Consider the following 15132-nt stretch of genomic DNA (forward strand, 5'->3'; position numbering starts at 1 on the left):
TGCTTTACGGCGGCACTCTTTAACGCACGAAGCACACCGGATTTTTCGCTGGAGAACGGCTGATGACCGATATTGATGCACGCTTGCGCGAGGACGTTCACCTGTTGGGTGAGCTGTTGGGCAATACCATTCGTGAGCAGTACGGGGACGGTTTTCTCGACAAGATCGAGCAGATCCGCAAGGGCGCCAAGGCGGACCGTCGCGGTTCGATGGATGCCGAGCTGAGCGCCAGCCTCAACCAGTTGAGCGAAGACGAGTTGTTGCCGGTGGCGCGGGCGTTCAACCAGTTTCTCAACCTCGCCAATATCGCCGAGCAGTATCAGTTGATTCATCGCCGCGAAGAATCGCAGCCCGCGCCGTTCGAAGCGCGTGTGCTGCCCGAATTGCTCGCGCGCCTGCTTGCCGAAGGCCATGGTGCCGAATCCCTGGCGCGGCAATTGGGACGACTGCAAATCGAGCTGGTCCTGACCGCCCACCCGACCGAAGTGGCGCGCCGTACGCTGATCCAGAAATACGACGCCATCGCCGCGCAACTCGCGGCACAGGACCATCGCGACCTGACCACCGCCGAACGCGAACAGATCCAGGCAAAGCTCCAGCGCCTGATCGCCGAAGCCTGGCACACCGAAGAAATCCGCCGCACCCGCCCAACGCCTGTGGACGAGGCCAAGTGGGGGTTCGCGGTGATCGAGCATTCGCTGTGGCAGGCAATCCCGAACTATTTGCGCAAGGCCGATAAAGCCCTGCATGACGCCACTGGCCTGCATTTGCCGCTGGAGGCCGCGCCGATTCGCTTTGCTTCGTGGATGGGCGGCGATCGCGACGGCAACCCCAACGTGACCGCTGCCGTGACGCGCGAAGTCTTGCTGCTGGCGCGCTGGATGGCTGCTGATTTGTACGTGCGCGATATCGATCACCTGGCCGCCGAACTGTCGATGCAACAGGCCAGCGACGCGCTCAAAGCCAAGGCCGGCGACAGTGCCGAACCGTATCGCGCCGTCCTTAAACAGTTGCGTGAACGCCTGCGCGCTACCCGAAACTGGGCGCATGCCGCCTTGACGACGGCGACGCCGGCGCCCGCCGATGTATTGCAAAACAATCGCGACCTGCTCGATCCGCTGGAGCTCTGCTACCAGTCGCTGCATGAGTGCGGCATGGGCGTGATCGCCGATGGGCCGTTGCTTGACTGCCTGCGCCGGGCAGTGACGTTTGGCCTGTTTCTGGTGCGTCTCGATGTGCGGCAGGACTCGTCGCGGCACTCGGCGGCGATGACTGAAATCACCGATTACCTCGGCCTCGGTCGCTACGAAGACTGGAACGAAGAGGAACGCATTGCCTTCCTGATGCGCGAGCTGAACAACCGTCGGCCGCTGTTGCCGGCGTACTTCAAACCCTCCGCCGACACCGCTGAAGTGCTGGCGACGTGCCGGGAAATCGCTGCCGCGCCGGAGGCTTCGCTCGGTTCGTACGTGATCTCCATGGCCGGCGCCGCTTCCGATGTGCTCGCCGTGCAGTTGCTGCTCAAAGAGTCTGGCGTATTGCGACCGATGCGCGTGGTGCCTCTGTTCGAAACCCTCGCCGACCTGGACAACGCCGGCCCGGTGATCGAAAAACTGTTGCTGCTGCCGGGTTATCGCACGCGCCTGCAAGGGCCTCAGGAAGTGATGATCGGCTACTCCGACTCGGCCAAGGACGCCGGCACCACGGCGGCGGCCTGGGCGCAGTACCGGGCGCAGGAACGACTGGTCGATATTTGCCGTGAGCAGCAAGTCGAGTTGCTGTTGTTCCACGGTCGCGGTGGCACCGTAGGCCGTGGCGGCGGCCCGGCACACGCGGCGATTCTGTCGCAACCGCCGGGGTCGGTGGCGGGGCGTTTCCGCACCACCGAGCAAGGGGAAATGATTCGTTTCAAATTCGGCCTGCCGGACATCGCCGAGCAAAACCTCAATCTGTACCTCGCGGCCGTGCTGGAGGCGACTTTGCTTCCGCCGCCGCCACCGGAGCCTGCCTGGCGCCACTTGATGGATGAATTGGCGGCAGACGGTGTCAGCGCTTACCGCGCCGTGGTGCGGGAAAATCCGCAATTCGTCGAGTATTTCCGCCAGTCCACCCCCGAGCAGGAATTGGGGCGCCTGCCGTTGGGCAGCCGCCCGGCCAAGCGTCGCGCCGGCGGGATCGAAAGCCTGCGGGCGATTCCGTGGATCTTCGGTTGGACCCAGACACGCCTGATGCTGCCGGCCTGGCTTGGCTGGGAAGCCGCGCTGAGCAAGGCGCTGGAGCGTGGCGAAGGGGCGTTGCTGGGGCAGATGCGAGAGCAATGGCCGTTCTTCCGTACGCGCATCGACATGCTGGAAATGGTCCTCGCCAAGGCCGACGCCGACATCGCCCGCTCCTACGATGAGCGGTTGGTCGAGCCGGATCTGCTGCCTTTGGGTGCGCATTTACGCGACCTATTGTCGCAGGCCTGTGCGGTTGTCCTGGGGTTGACCGGTCAGTCGCAGCTACTGGCACATAGCCCAGACACCCTCGAATTCATCCGCCTGCGCAACACCTACCTCGACCCCCTTCATCTATTGCAGGCCGAGTTGCTGGCGCGTTCGCGACAGCAGGAAGTGGCACAGGGCAGCCCGGTAGAACAGGCGTTGCTGGTGTCTGTGGCGGGGATTGCCGCCGGTTTGCGAAATACCGGCTAAGGTTTTTGTCGTGGGTTCGGGCACTCGGCGCGGGCGTTGAGTGCCGGTTTGTGCAGGGCTGGAAAGTGCTGCCAGGCGACAGTTAATGATGGGGTTGCGACTTGGAGTACTCCGTCGCAGGGGCACGCGAGGCGCGGGTTTCTCCGACTTTCGGCGGCTTGTGTGGTCCGGGCCTGCTGTGTATCTTGATCAGCCTTTGGCCGTTTGGGCGGTCACGACCCTGTTTTTGAGATTGGCCCCACGAGGCGAATCCGTTGTTATCTATATAAAAAATTGAGGAGCACATCGATGCGCGTCATTCTGCTGGGAGCTCCCGGGGCCGGTAAAGGTACTCAGGCTAAGTTCATCACCGAAAAGTTCGGCATCCCGCAAATCTCCACCGGCGACATGCTGCGTGCCGCGGTCAAGGCCGGCACCGAGCTGGGCCTGATCGCCAAGAGCGTGATGGACAGCGGTGGCCTGGTTTCCGATGACCTGATCATCAATCTGGTCAAGGAACGCATCAGCCAGGCGGATTGCGCCAACGGTTTCCTGTTCGACGGTTTCCCGCGCACCATTCCTCAGGCTGAAGCCCTGGTGAAGGCCGGCGTCGAGCTGGACCACGTTGTGGAAATCGACGTCAAGGACGAAGACATCGTCCAGCGTATCGCCGGTCGTCGCGTTCACGAGGCCAGCGGTCGCGTGTACCACATCGTCTACAACCCGCCGAAAACCGCCGGTAAAGACGACATCACCGGTGAAGAGCTTGTGCAACGCAAGGACGATACCGAAGAAACCGTGCGTCACCGTCTCTCGGTTTACCACGCTCAAACCGAGCCACTGGTGAAGTTCTACCAGCAGTTGTCTGCTGCTCAGGGCAAACCGAAGTACAGTCACATCGAAGGTGTCGGCTCGGTTGAAGCGATCACCGGCAAGGTGCTTGAAGCACTGCGCTGAAAAAACGCTTTATCTTCTACGGCCCGCTTGCGGGCCGTAGTTGTTTATACTGGCGCACTTTTTTCTGACCTCTCTTACGGAAACATCGATGAGCACCTTGCTGGCCCTGGACACCGCGACTGAAGCTTGCTCCGTTGCCTTGCTGCATGACGGCAAAGTGACGAGCCATTACGAGGTGATCCCGCGCCTGCATGCGCAGAAGCTTCTACCGATGATCCAGCAATTGCTCGCCGATGCCGGGACCACCCTGCAAGCGATTGATGCGATTGCCTTCGGCCGTGGGCCGGGCGCGTTCACCGGCGTGCGGATTGCCATTGGCGTGGTGCAAGGCCTGGCGTTCGCGCTGGATCGTCCGGTGTTGCCGGTGTCGAACCTGGCAGTGCTGGCGCAACGGGCGTATCGCGAACACGGTGTGAGCCAGGTCGCGGCGGCCATCGATGCGCGGATGGATGAAGTGTATTGGGGTTGCTACCGCGAAACGGCGGGGGAAATGCGACTGGTCGGCAACGAAGCCGTGTTGCCGCCGGAAGTGGCGGCATTGCCGGCCGATGCCAGCGGTGAGTGGTTTGGCGCGGGCACCGGTTGGGGGTATGCCGAGCGCATTGCCGTCAGCCTGAAGGGGCAGGACGCAGGCATGTTGCCTCACGCCGAAGACCTGCTGACCCTGGCGCGATTTGCCTGGGCACGGGGTGAAGCGATCGTGGCAGATGAGGCGCAGCCGGTTTACCTGCGTGACAAGGTTGCGACGCCGAAAGCCCGTTGATTCCCTCTGTTCCTGTGGCGAGGGGATTTATCCCCGTTGGGTTGCGAAGCGACCCCAAGTTCATCAGGTGGACAGAAGGCGGCCGGTTGGCGACTGCTTCGCAGTCGAACGGGGATAAATCCCCTCGCCACAAATTATTGTCAGTTTCAGCCAATCGTCGTTTTCTAACCCCGCCTTTTAAACCTTTTCGCTTTTCTGTGTTCTAGTTATCACTCGGCGGTTTGCGAAGTGGGTCATGTGCCACTAGACTGCCATCATCGATACCGAGCATGACTTTATGCGTATAGACGGCCTTTCCTCTCAGTCCTACCCCATCAAGCGCAAGCCTCGCAAAGGGCATGTGGTTGAGGACGAATCCGTCGATATCGAGGGCGAGCTGGAACTCCCTTCCGAAGAGCAACTGGCCGCCCGCGCCGCCAAAGCCTCCGCGCAGCGCCTGAGCAATCTTCCCGCGCGTCAACAAGACATGATTTACCACCGCGCCATGAGCAAAACCGTCGCGATGGCGCTGGCCAGCTACCTCAGCACCGCCGGTTTTGTCGATTGGGATTCGGATGTGATGGGTCTCGACCTGTACATCTGATGCGACTGCCTTACTACCTCGGCTGCCCGTCCTGGAGTGAAAACGCCTGGCGCGATTACCTCTATCCGCAAGACGCGAAACCCTCTGATTTTCTTCATCTGTATTCTCAAGTATTCAATGCCGTGGAAGGCAACACGACCTTCTACGCGAGCCCGGCTGCCAGCACCGTGCAGCGCTGGGCCGAGACCATGCCCGAACACTTTCGCTTCACTGCCAAGTTCCCCGGCGACATCAGCCACGGCGGTGACCTGCGCGAACAGCTGACCGCCACGGAAACTTTCCTGCAACTGCTCAGCCCCTTGGGCGAACGAGTCTCGCCATTGTGGTTGCAGCTGTCGAAAAGCTTCACACCCCAACGACTGCACGAGCTGGCGGGTTTTATCGACGCCGTGGACCGGCCTCTGGCCATCGAAGTGCGTCACGACGATTTCTTCGCCAAGGGGGATGCCGAGCGCTCGCTCAATCGTCTGCTGCTCGATCGTGGCGTCGAACGTATCTGCCTCGATCCGCGTGCGCTGTTCAGCTGTATCTCGACCGATCCTTCCGTCCTTCACGCTCAATCGAAGAAACCCAGGGTTCCGCCCCGTCCGGCGGCGTTCACCCGGTTCCCGCAAGTGCGGTTCATCGGCCATCCGCAACTGGAAGCCAACGATCCGTTCCTGGTGCCCTGGGTCGAGAAAATCGCCCTGTGGATCGAAGAGGGCCGCACGCCTTATATTTTCCTGCACACCGCCGACAACCTGCTGGCCGCGAAGCTGGCGCAACGTTTTCACGCACAACTGATGCTGCGTTTGCCTGGATTGCCGCCGCTGCCTGAGCTATACAGAGAGCCCGCCGCCGAGCAACTTGGCCTGCTCTGAGGCGTTTTCCCCGCCCTTTTCAGGAGCCTGCCAATGGATGCGCAAACCCTTCGAGCCCAGGCGTTCAAAGCGCTGCATGAACGCGACGGGGCTTTTGTCATTCCCAACCCGTGGGACGCCGGCTCGGCGAAAATGCTCGCCAGCCTGGGCTTCGAGGCGCTGGCGACCACCAGTGCCGGTTATGCCTTTTCCCAAGGCCGTCCCGATGGCGGACTGACGCTGGACGATACCCTGGCGAATGTTCGGGCGATTGTCGCGGCGACCGATCTGCCGGTGGCGGTCGATCTGGAAAACGGTTTTTCCGACGATCCGGCCGAGTGTGCGCAAAGTATTTTGCGAGCCGCCGCAGCCGGCGCCGTGGGCGGTTCGATCGAAGATGCCACGGGTCGGGAAGCGGCGCCGATCTACTGCTTCGAGCATGCTGTGGCACGGATCGAAGCCGCTGTCGCCGCCGCTCGCAGTTTGCCGTTCCCCTTCACGTTGACGGCACGAGCCGAGAACTTCCTGCATGGCAATCCCGATCTGGACGACACCATTCGCCGCTTGCAGGCCTTCGCCGAAGCAGGCGCCGACGTGCTGTATGCGCCGGGTCTGCGCAGCGCTGAAGACGTATTGGCGGTGGTCCGCGCCGTGGCGCCCAAACCGGTGAATGTGTTGATGTCTGGCGGGCTGAAATTGACGGTCGAGCAGTTGAGCGAGATGGGCGTCAAACGCATCAGTGTCGGTTCGGCACTGGCGTTGGCAGCGCTTGGCGAGTTCTACCGGGCTGCCCAAGAGATCAAGACTTCGGGAACGTTCAGCTTTACGTCGCGGTCGATGCCGTACGCGCAGGCCAATCAATTGTTCAAAGGCTGACAATGCGGTTTTTGCGGGTGCTGCTGGTGTTGGTGCTGATGCTCGGTGTGGCGGGCGTGAGCGTCTGGCGCGGCTGGATCTCGCTGCCGCCGCAGTGGAACCCTTGGGCACCGCTGGACGTGAAGGCCGAACCTAACCTGTTGACCCGCTACAAACTGATGCGGCTGCGCGATGATCCGCAATTGTGCGAGCAAGCCCTGAGCAGTTCCGGATTGCGCGTCGCCCCTCAAGCCGACAGTCCTGACGCAAAGTGTCCGTTGAACGACGCCTTGCGCGTGCAGGGCGGCGACGTCGCATTGAGCAGCAGCTTCCTCGCCAGTTGCCGCCTTGCAGTGTCGTTTGCCCTGTTCGAGCATCACGCGCTGCAACCTGCGGCGCAGGCGGTCTATGGGCAAGCAGTCACCCGCGTCGACCATCTTGGGAGCTTTGCCTGCCGTAACGTCTACGGCCGTGAGAATGGCAGACTCAGCCAGCATGCCACGGCGAATGCGCTGGATATCGCCGGTTTTCGCCTGGCCAACGGGCGTTCCATCAGCGTGCTCAAGGATTGGCCGAAGGATAATCAGGACGCACGGTTTTTACGTCAGGTCCGCGACGGTGCCTGCGACGTGTTCAGTGTGGTGTTGAGCCCGGACTATAACGCCGCCCATCGCAATCATTTTCACGTGGATGTCGGGCCGTGGTGGGTATGTCGCTGAGGGCTTGTTATTGACGGTCAGGCAGCGATGCGCAGGTTCTGCAGAACGATCGGGCGCGCCCAGCCGATGTCGAAATCGAAGTTCTTCTGTTGTTCCGCGAGCTCTTCGGGCGGGAACGGCGGGAAGGGTTTGTCCAGCAGGTCCATTTCGAACTCGGCGATCGGCAGGTGCAGTGGACGCGGTTGTGGTGCAGCGCCTGGGACCGGCAGCGGTTGGCCGTGGGTCAGCACGATCGGGCGAACCCAGCCGCTTTCGAAGTCCTGCTGCTTCTGCTGAGCGACGATTTCTTCCGGCGGGAACGGCGGGAACGGTTTGTCGGCCAGCTCCATTTCGAACTCGGCAATCGGCAGGAACAGCGGCTCGGGTGGCTTGACCTGGGTTTCCTTCACATCGCATTCACGCTGGGAAACGATGTGTGCCAGCAGCTCGCTGCCGATCGTAGGTTCGACCGGGCTCTCGAGATCGACCGCTGGAAAATCGAGAGAAGCCGGCACGACATCGCCCGACTGATCGGCCAGGGCCTGGGCAAAAAAATCTTGCCACAGGTGACTGACGCCGCTCAGTGCCTGGGAATTTCGCAGGCCAAAATCGCCGTGGGGCGAGATGTAACCTATCGATGTGCGTTGAATGTCTGACATTTCTCTCGGTCGACGCTCAGCTCTGGCAAAATGCTCGTTAGTTTTGTTATCGGCCGTTTTTGCCGATCATTAATTTTTTGAGCGTGTTTTCCCATGATTGAGCAACCGGCGGCTTGCCGCATCCATGTCGAGGCCCTGGGCACGGCTTTTCAGCCACAGGCCGAGCAATGGGCCGAACGCCTGGGCCTGCCTTTGCAAGTGACTGATGGCGAGTTTGCCTTGCAGGTGGGCGAGCAGGGTTTGCAGTTGCAACAACTGGGGCCGGACGCGCCGGGGCCGGTACGGGTGGACTTCGTTGAGGGTGGCGCGGCTCATCGCCGGTTGTTCGGCGGTGGCACCGGTCAGATGATCGCCAAGGCTGTTGGCATCGCGCAGGGCGTGCGTCCGCGGGTGCTGGACGCCACGGCGGGGCTGGGCAAGGATGCGTTCGTGCTGGCGAGCCTGGGCTGCGAGATGAGCCTGATCGAACGCCAGCCGTTGATCGGTGCGTTGCTTGAGGATGGTTTGGCGCGGGGCGCGGAAGATTTCGACGTGGCGTCGATTGTGGCGCGCATGCGTTTGCTCAAGGGCAACTCGATCGAGGTCATGCGCAACTGGGAAGGCGAACCACCGCAGGTGATCTACCTCGACCCGATGTTTCCCCATCGTGAGAAAACGGCGTTGGTGAAGAAGGAAATGCGACTGTTCCGGCCATTGGTGGGGGATGACCCGGATGCGCCCGCGTTGTTGGAGGCGGCGTTGGCATTGGCCAGCCATCGCGTGGTGGTGAAGCGCCCGCGCAAGGCGCCGTGCATTGCGGGGCCGAAGCCGAGTCATGCGCTGGACGGGAAATCCAGTCGGTATGACATTTATCCGAAGAAGGCGCTCAAGCCTTAAGTCCGATGCGTTCCAATCGCGGGCAAGCCCGCGATAGCGTCGGTTCAGACACAAGATCTATCAGACTGCCTCTGGCCGATAAGCCCGCATAAACAACCCCACCACTTCCCGCACATGGTCCTCGGCCGCATCACCGGTCAGCGGCTCACCACAGCCATACAACAAGCGAAAATTCCCCGCGCCCTTGAGCAGGCAAAAGAAATGCTCCGCCGCATTGCGAGGCTTGTCGATGCTCAACGCACCGCTCTGATCCACCTTGCTCAGCAAGCGCTCCATGCCATGCAGCATGCGCTCCGGTCCGGCCTCGAAGAAAATTTGCGAGAGCTTCGGGTCCTGGCTGCCCAGCGTCATCATCAACCGGTGCAGGTTCACCGATTCATCGCTATTGATCAGGTGATGAAAACCGCGCGCGATGTTCAACAGCACCGTTTCCACTGAGACGCCGTCGGGCAATTCGAAAAACAGCGTAGGCAGTTGCTCTTCGCACTTGGCGACCACGGCGGCGGAGAACAGCGTCTCCTTGTCGTTGAAATGGCTGTAGACGGTCAGTTTCGACACGCCAGCCTCGGCCGCGACGGCGTCCATGCTGGTGCTCGCATAACCATTGCTCAGAAACAGGATTTTCGCCGCATCGAGGATCGCCTGGCGCTTGGCCAGATCCTTGGGGCGGCCCGGGCCATTGGGTGTTGAAAGATTGTTCGGCATATTCGTTTTTAATACTGGACTGGTGAGTTTGCTATTAATAACATACTGGCAAGTATAATTATTCCAAGCACCATTAGCGAAAGGTCCTTCGCCATGTTCCGCTATGCCTTGCCCCTCGCGTTGCCAATCAGTCTGGCGTTTTTATTGTCTGCGTGTGGTCACGAAGAGGCGCCGCAAGTCACTGTTCGGCCGGCCATGGTCGTGCAGCCAGAGCCCTCGGCCCAGGCGATGGAAAGCTATCCCGGTGAAGTCCGTGCCCGCTACGAGCCGGACCTAGCCTTTCGCATCGGCGGCAAAGTCAGCCGACGACTGGTCGAAGAAGGGCAGCGGGTCAAGGCCGACCAGCCCTTGGCGGAGCTCGACCCCCAGGACGTGCGCCTGCAACTGGAAGCGACCCGCGCTCAGGTCGCGGCTGCCGAAGCCAATCTCAATCTCGTACGCGCCGAGCGTGATCGCTACAAGACCCTGATGGACCGTCAGATGGTCAGCCGTTCCCAGTACGACAATTCTGAAAATCTCTACAGATCCGGTGAAGCGCGCCTGAAGCAGATCAAGGCCGAATTCAACGTGTCTACCAATCAGGCCAGCTATGCGGTGCTGCGCGCGCCTCAGGATGGCGTCGTGGCCAAGCGCGCGGTGGAAGTCGGGCAAGTCGTCGCCGCCGGTCAAACCGTGTTCACCCTCGCCACCGATGGCGAGCGCGAAGTGTTGATCAGCCTGCCGGAGCAGAGCTTCGGTCGTTTCAAGGTCGGGCAGCCGGTGTCGGTGGAACTCTGGACCCAACCCGATCAACGATTCGCCGGACGTATCCGTGAGCTGTCGCCCGCCGCTGATCCAAAGTCCCGCACCTTCGCCGCCCGCATTGCATTCACTGCCGGCAAAGTCCCGGCCGAACTCGGCCAGAGCGCCCGGGTGTTCATCCAGACCGCCGATGTGGTGTCGCTGTCGGTGCCACTGTCGGCCCTCACTGCGGAAAACGGCGCCACCTACGTGTGGGTCCTTGGCGCCAACAACACCCTGAAAAAAGCCCCGGTCCGGGTCGGTGCATTCGGCGAGAAAACCGTGCCGGTGCTCGAAGGCCTGAACGCCAGCGACTGGGTGGTGGCCGCCGGTGTCCATGTGCTTCATGACGGGCAGCAAGTGCGCCCGGTGGATCGCTCCAACCGCGTGGTCAATCTGGCGGACAAGGAGTAATCCCCGATGGGTTTCAATCTTTCCGAATGGGCGCTGCGTAATCGCCAGATCGTACTGTTCCTGATGCTGTTGCTGGCGGTCGTCGGCGCACTTTCCTACACCAAGCTCGGCCAGAGCGAAGACCCTCCATTCACCTTCAAGGCGATGGTGATCCGCACCAACTGGCCGGGGGCCACTGCCGAGGAAGTGTCCCGCCAGGTTAGCGAACGCATTGAAAAGAAGCTGATGGAAACCGGCGAGTACGAGCGCATCGTGTCGTTCTCTCGCCCCGGCGAATCCCAGGTGACGTTTGTCGCTCGCGACTCCATGCACTCGGTGCAAATCCCGGACCTCTGGTATCAGGTGCGCAAGAAGATCAGTGACATTCGTCATACCCTGCCGCCAGGTATTCAGGGGCCTTTTTTCAACGATGAATTCGGTACTACGTTCGGCAATATCTATGCGCTGACCGGCGACGGTTTTGATTACGCGGTGCTCAAGGACTACGCCGACCGCATCCAGATTCAGCTGCAACGGGTCAAGGACGTGGGCAAGGTCGACCTGCTCGGGTTGCAGGACGAGAAGATCTGGATCGAGCTTTCCAACGTCAAACTCGCCACCCTCGGCTTGCCGTTGGCAGCGGTGCAGCAGGCGCTTGAAGAGCAGAACGCGATGTCCACGGCTGGCTTCTTTGAAACCACCAGCGAACGATTGCAGCTACGGGTTTCGGGGAATTTTCAGACGGTCGAAGAGATCAAGAACTTCCCGATTCGCGTCGGTGATCGCACGTTCCGTATCTCCGATGTCGCGGACGTGCACCGTGGTTTCAACGATCCACCGGCGCCACGCATGCGCTTCATGGCCGAAGACGCCATCGGTCTGGCCGTGGCGATGAAGGACGGTGGCGACATTCTGGTGCTGGGCAAGGCACTGGAGATCGAGTTCGCCCGAATCCAGAAAAACCTTCCGGGCGGCATGCAACTGCGCAAGGTTTCCGATCAGCCCGCTGCGGTGAAAACCGGGGTCGGTGAATTTGTACAGGTGCTGGTGGAAGCCTTGGCCATCGTTCTGTTGGTGAGCTTTTTCTCCCTCGGCGTGCGCACCGGCATGGTGGTGGCGCTGGCGATTCCGCTGGTGTTGGCGATGACCTTCGCCTGCATGTATTACCTCGGCATCGGCCTGCACAAGATTTCCCTCGGTGCGCTGGTGCTGGCGTTGGGCTTGCTGGTGGACGATGCGATCATCGCCGTGGAAATGATGGCGATCAAAATGGAGCAGGGCTTCGACCGGATCAAAGCCGCGAGTTACGCCTGGACCAGCACCGCGTTCCCGATGCTTACCGGCACGCTGATCACCGCTGCAGGCTTTCTGCCGATTGCCACTGCGCAATCGGGCACTGGCGAGTACACCCGCTCGATCTTCCAGGTCGTGACCATCGCACTTCTGGCGTCATGGATTGCCGCCGTGGTTTTCGTGCCCTATCTGGGGGAAAAGCTCCTGCCGGATCTGGCGAAGATTCACGCCGCCAAACACGGCTCGGGGCAACCGGATCCTTACGCCACGCCTTTTTATGAACGTGTCCGACGTCTGGTGGAGTGGTGCGTGCGCTGGCGCAAGACGGTAATCGCGCTGACGGTGCTGTTGTTCATTGCCTCCATTGTGTTGTTCCGTTTTGTGCCGCAGCAATTCTTCCCGGCCTCCGGGCGACTGGAACTGATGGTCGATCTGAAACTCGCCGAAGGTGCTTCGTTGAGCAACACCGCCGACCAGGTTAAACGTCTTGAAGGTTTACTGAAGGATCACGCCGGCATCGATAACTACGTGGCCTACGTCGGCACCGGTTCGCCGCGCTTCTACCTGCCGCTGGATCAGCAACTTCCTGCGGCGAGCTTCGCCCAGTTTGTCGTCCTGGCCAAGACCATCGAGGATCGCGAAACCCTGCGCACCTGGCTGATCGAAACCCTCAACGAGCAATTCCCGGCCCTGCGCTCGCGGGTGACGCGTCTGGAAAACGGCCCGCCGGTTGGCTATCCGGTGCAGTTCCGCGTTACCGGTGAACACATCGAGGACGTCCGCGCCCTGGCCCGCAAAGTGGCGGCCAAGGTTCGCGAAAATCCCCACGTGGCCAACGTCCATCTGGATTGGGAAGAACCGAGCAAAGTGGTTTATCTGAACGTCGATCAGGACCGCGCCCGAGCGCTGGGCGTTAGCACGGCGAACCTGTCGAAGTTCCTGCAAAGTTCACTGACCGGTTCCAGCGTCAGCCAGTACCGCGAAGACAACGAGTTGATCGAGATCCTTTTGCGCGGAACGTTGCATGAGCGTACTGAACTGTCGTTGCTGCCAAGCCTGGCGGTGCCGACCGACAACGGTCGCAGCGTGGCGCTGTCGCAAATCGCGACGCTGGAATACGGCTTTGAAGAAGGCATCATCTGGCACCGCAATCGCTTGCCGAACGTGACGATTCGCGCCGACATCTACGGCAAGGAACAACCGGCGACGCTGGTGCAGCAGATCATGCCGACGCTCGATCCGATCCGTGCTGAGCTGCCTGATGGGTATTTGCTGGAAGTCGGCGGGACTGTGGAGGACTCGGCCCGTGGCCAGAACTCGGTGAAGGCCGGTGTGCCGCTGTTCATTGTGGTGGTGCTGACGTTGCTGATGCTGCAACTTCGCAGTTTCTCACGCACGGTGATGGTGTTTCTGACAGCGCCATTGGGATTGATCGGCGTGACGCTGTTCCTGATGGTGTTCCGCCAGCCGTTTGGTTTTGTGGCCATGCTCGGCACCATTGCGCTGTCCGGGATGATCATGCGCAACTCGGTGATTCTGGTGGACCAGATCGAGCAGGACATCGCCGCCGGGCTCAAACCCTGGCAGGCGATCATCGAGGCCACGGTGCGTCGTTTCCGGCCGATCGTCCTGACCGCGCTCGCTGCGGTGCTGGCAATGATCCCGCTGTCACGCAGCGTGTTCTTCGGGCCGATGGCGGTGGCGATCATGGGGGGGCTGATTGTGGCGACGGCGTTGACGCTGCTGTTTTTGCCGGCGCTGTATGCGGCTTGGTTCCGCATCAAGAAAGAACCGGTTTGAGGTCTTGGCGGCCTTTGGGCCGACCAGGCTTTTGTTGGCTGGGTACATATCCTTTTTTGCGGTAACGGCTGCTGGCGGTTTCGCCCTTACGGCGAGTCCCTTTTGGCAAACGCCCCAAAAGGAACCAAAAGGTCTCGCCCCGAGCGTCCGGCCCCTCGCTAAGGCTCGGCGTTCCTTCGCTCCGGCATTCATCCGGGGGCATCGCCCTCCGGTTGGCTTCGCTGGCACCTACATGCGATGAGTTCGACTGCGTCGAACGGCGCTGTGCGCCACTCCCCGGATGAACACCTCCACTCAGCCTCCCGAAGGGGCGGGTAGATCAAGATCAAGAGCGCAAGGCGAGCTAACGCTCGACCTCGTGGTTTGGTGGGGGGTGGGGGGGTATCTGCTTGTGTAGGCGTCGGGCTTGGTCGCGATGGCGGGCTGACAGTCGACTTGTTCTCTCGGATATACGCTGATCTTGTGGAGCGGGCTTGGTCGCGATGGCGGTGTGTCGTAGATATCAAATTCGAGTGACACACCGCTTTCGCGAGCAGGCTAGGCCCCACAGGATCGGCGTTGAGGCTTAGAGGGTGCCAAACACCTTCTTCGCCAGACTGGTCGCTGCCGCTGCAGGATTCTGGCGAATGGTTTCTTCCTGTTTGCCGATCATTTCGAACAAGCCGTTCAGTGCCTGTTCGGTGACGTAGCTTTCAATGTTGGCATTTTTTGTATCGATCACGCCCATGGTCGCGGCTTGGCCGGCGAACGAGTTGTACTGCTTGGCCAGGCCGACCTGGTCGGTGGCTTGCTTGACGATCGGCAGGAACTTGGCGCGGATTTGTTCGCGGCTGGTTTTGTTCAGGTATTGGGTGGCCGAATCGTTGCCGCCGCTGAGGATGCCCTTGGCGTCTTCAACGGACATTTTCTTCACGGCGTCCACGAGGATCGGCTGGGCCTGGGTCACGGCGGTTTCTGCCGCTTTGTTCATGCTGGTTTCCAGTTGATCAACCTGGTCGCCCATGCCGAACTGCTTCATCTTGCTGGCGACCTTGCCCAGTTTGCCTGGCAGTTCGATTTTCACGTCGGGGTTGTTGCTGAACCCGCCCGGTGTACCGAGTTGTTTGACGGCCAGTTGCGCGCCTTGGGTAAGGGCGTCCTTGAGGCCGCCGGTGGCGTCTTTTTGCGACAGGTCACTGAGCGATAGCGCCATGGCGCTGGCGGAAATCATCAAGCCTGCGCAGAGGCCGGCGAAGCGAAGGGTAGGGCGGAACATGGCG

13 protein-coding genes are annotated in these 15132 nt (G+C 61.0%); 10 read left to right on the forward strand and 3 right to left on the reverse strand.

The window, feature by feature from the left end; genetic code table 11:
* The first annotated feature begins 62 nt into the window (after window positions 1–62).
* The 7 genes from ppc (at window position 63) to ACM1ZW_RS14800 (ending at window position 7388) form a co-directional block, all read left to right on the forward strand.
* The gene (ppc, locus tag ACM1ZW_RS14770; RefSeq protein ID WP_017336671.1) at window positions 63–2693 is read left to right on the forward strand and encodes a phosphoenolpyruvate carboxylase; all 2631 of its coding nucleotides are present in this window, start codon (window positions 63–65) and stop codon (window positions 2691–2693) included.
* Window positions 2694–2981: 288 nt separating this feature from the next.
* A complete protein-coding gene (gene adk, locus ACM1ZW_RS14775) occupies window positions 2982–3629 on the forward strand; it encodes an adenylate kinase (protein WP_017336672.1) in 648 nt (215 codons plus the stop codon).
* Between the two features lie 88 nt (window positions 3630–3717).
* On the forward strand, window positions 3718–4392 hold the full coding sequence (gene tsaB / locus ACM1ZW_RS14780; protein ID WP_416740758.1) for a tRNA (adenosine(37)-N6)-threonylcarbamoyltransferase complex dimerization subunit type 1 TsaB: 675 nt from the start codon (window positions 3718–3720) through the stop codon (window positions 4390–4392).
* A 277-nt stretch (window positions 4393–4669) separates the two neighbouring features.
* Window positions 4670–4975, forward strand: coding sequence for a hypothetical protein (locus tag ACM1ZW_RS14785; RefSeq protein ID WP_017336674.1), 306 nt, complete (start codon window positions 4670–4672; stop codon window positions 4973–4975).
* Window positions 4975–5835, forward strand: coding sequence for a DUF72 domain-containing protein (locus ACM1ZW_RS14790; protein ID WP_017336675.1), 861 nt, complete (start codon window positions 4975–4977; stop codon window positions 5833–5835). Before ACM1ZW_RS14785 ends, ACM1ZW_RS14790 begins: the two co-directional genes overlap by 1 nt.
* Before the next feature lie 33 nt (window positions 5836–5868).
* Entirely contained in the window at window positions 5869–6690 is an 822-nt protein-coding gene (locus ACM1ZW_RS14795) for an isocitrate lyase/PEP mutase family protein (RefSeq protein WP_416740759.1), read from the forward strand.
* Between the two features lie 2 nt (window positions 6691–6692).
* Complete coding sequence (locus ACM1ZW_RS14800) at window positions 6693–7388, forward strand: extensin family protein (RefSeq protein WP_416740760.1); 696 nt, start codon at window positions 6693–6695, stop codon at window positions 7386–7388.
* 17 nt (window positions 7389–7405) lie between these two features.
* On the opposite strand, the gene ACM1ZW_RS14805 is transcribed toward ACM1ZW_RS14800, so the two are convergent.
* Window positions 7406–8026, reverse strand: coding sequence for an energy transducer TonB (locus ACM1ZW_RS14805; protein ID WP_414879491.1), 621 nt, complete (start codon window positions 8024–8026; stop codon window positions 7406–7408).
* A gap of 93 nt (window positions 8027–8119) precedes the next feature.
* Here ACM1ZW_RS14805 and ACM1ZW_RS14810 point away from each other — a divergent pair, with 93 nt between their 5' ends.
* The gene (locus ACM1ZW_RS14810; RefSeq protein WP_017336679.1) at window positions 8120–8902 is read left to right on the forward strand and encodes a class I SAM-dependent methyltransferase; all 783 of its coding nucleotides are present in this window, start codon (window positions 8120–8122) and stop codon (window positions 8900–8902) included.
* Window positions 8903–8962: 60 nt separating this feature from the next.
* On the opposite strand, the gene ACM1ZW_RS14815 is transcribed toward ACM1ZW_RS14810, so the two are convergent.
* Window positions 8963–9607: a TetR/AcrR family transcriptional regulator gene (locus tag ACM1ZW_RS14815; protein WP_017336680.1), complete on the reverse strand. Its 645-nt coding sequence runs from the start codon at window positions 9605–9607 to the stop codon at window positions 8963–8965.
* 93 nt (window positions 9608–9700) lie between these two features.
* Between ACM1ZW_RS14815 and ACM1ZW_RS14820 the strand changes: the two genes are divergently transcribed.
* Window positions 9701–10801 carry an efflux RND transporter periplasmic adaptor subunit gene (locus ACM1ZW_RS14820; protein WP_017336681.1) on the forward strand — a complete coding sequence of 367 codons (1101 nt, stop codon included), beginning with the start codon at window positions 9701–9703 and terminating at the stop codon, window positions 10799–10801.
* 6 nt (window positions 10802–10807) lie between these two features.
* Window positions 10808–13873 (forward strand): efflux RND transporter permease subunit, encoded by a 3066-nt coding sequence (locus ACM1ZW_RS14825; RefSeq protein WP_416740761.1) that lies wholly within the window; start codon window positions 10808–10810, stop codon window positions 13871–13873.
* Window positions 13874–14438: 565 nt separating this feature from the next.
* Here the strand turns inward: ACM1ZW_RS14825 and ACM1ZW_RS14830 are convergent.
* Window positions 14439–15128, reverse strand: a complete 690-nt coding sequence (locus ACM1ZW_RS14830; protein ID WP_017336683.1) for a DUF4197 domain-containing protein — start codon at window positions 15126–15128, stop codon at window positions 14439–14441.
* Between the last annotated feature and the right edge of the window lie 4 nt (window positions 15129–15132).

The organism is Pseudomonas sp. NFX71 (assembly GCF_048079215.1).
Classification (GTDB): domain Bacteria; phylum Pseudomonadota; class Gammaproteobacteria; order Pseudomonadales; family Pseudomonadaceae; genus Aquipseudomonas; species Aquipseudomonas fluorescens_B.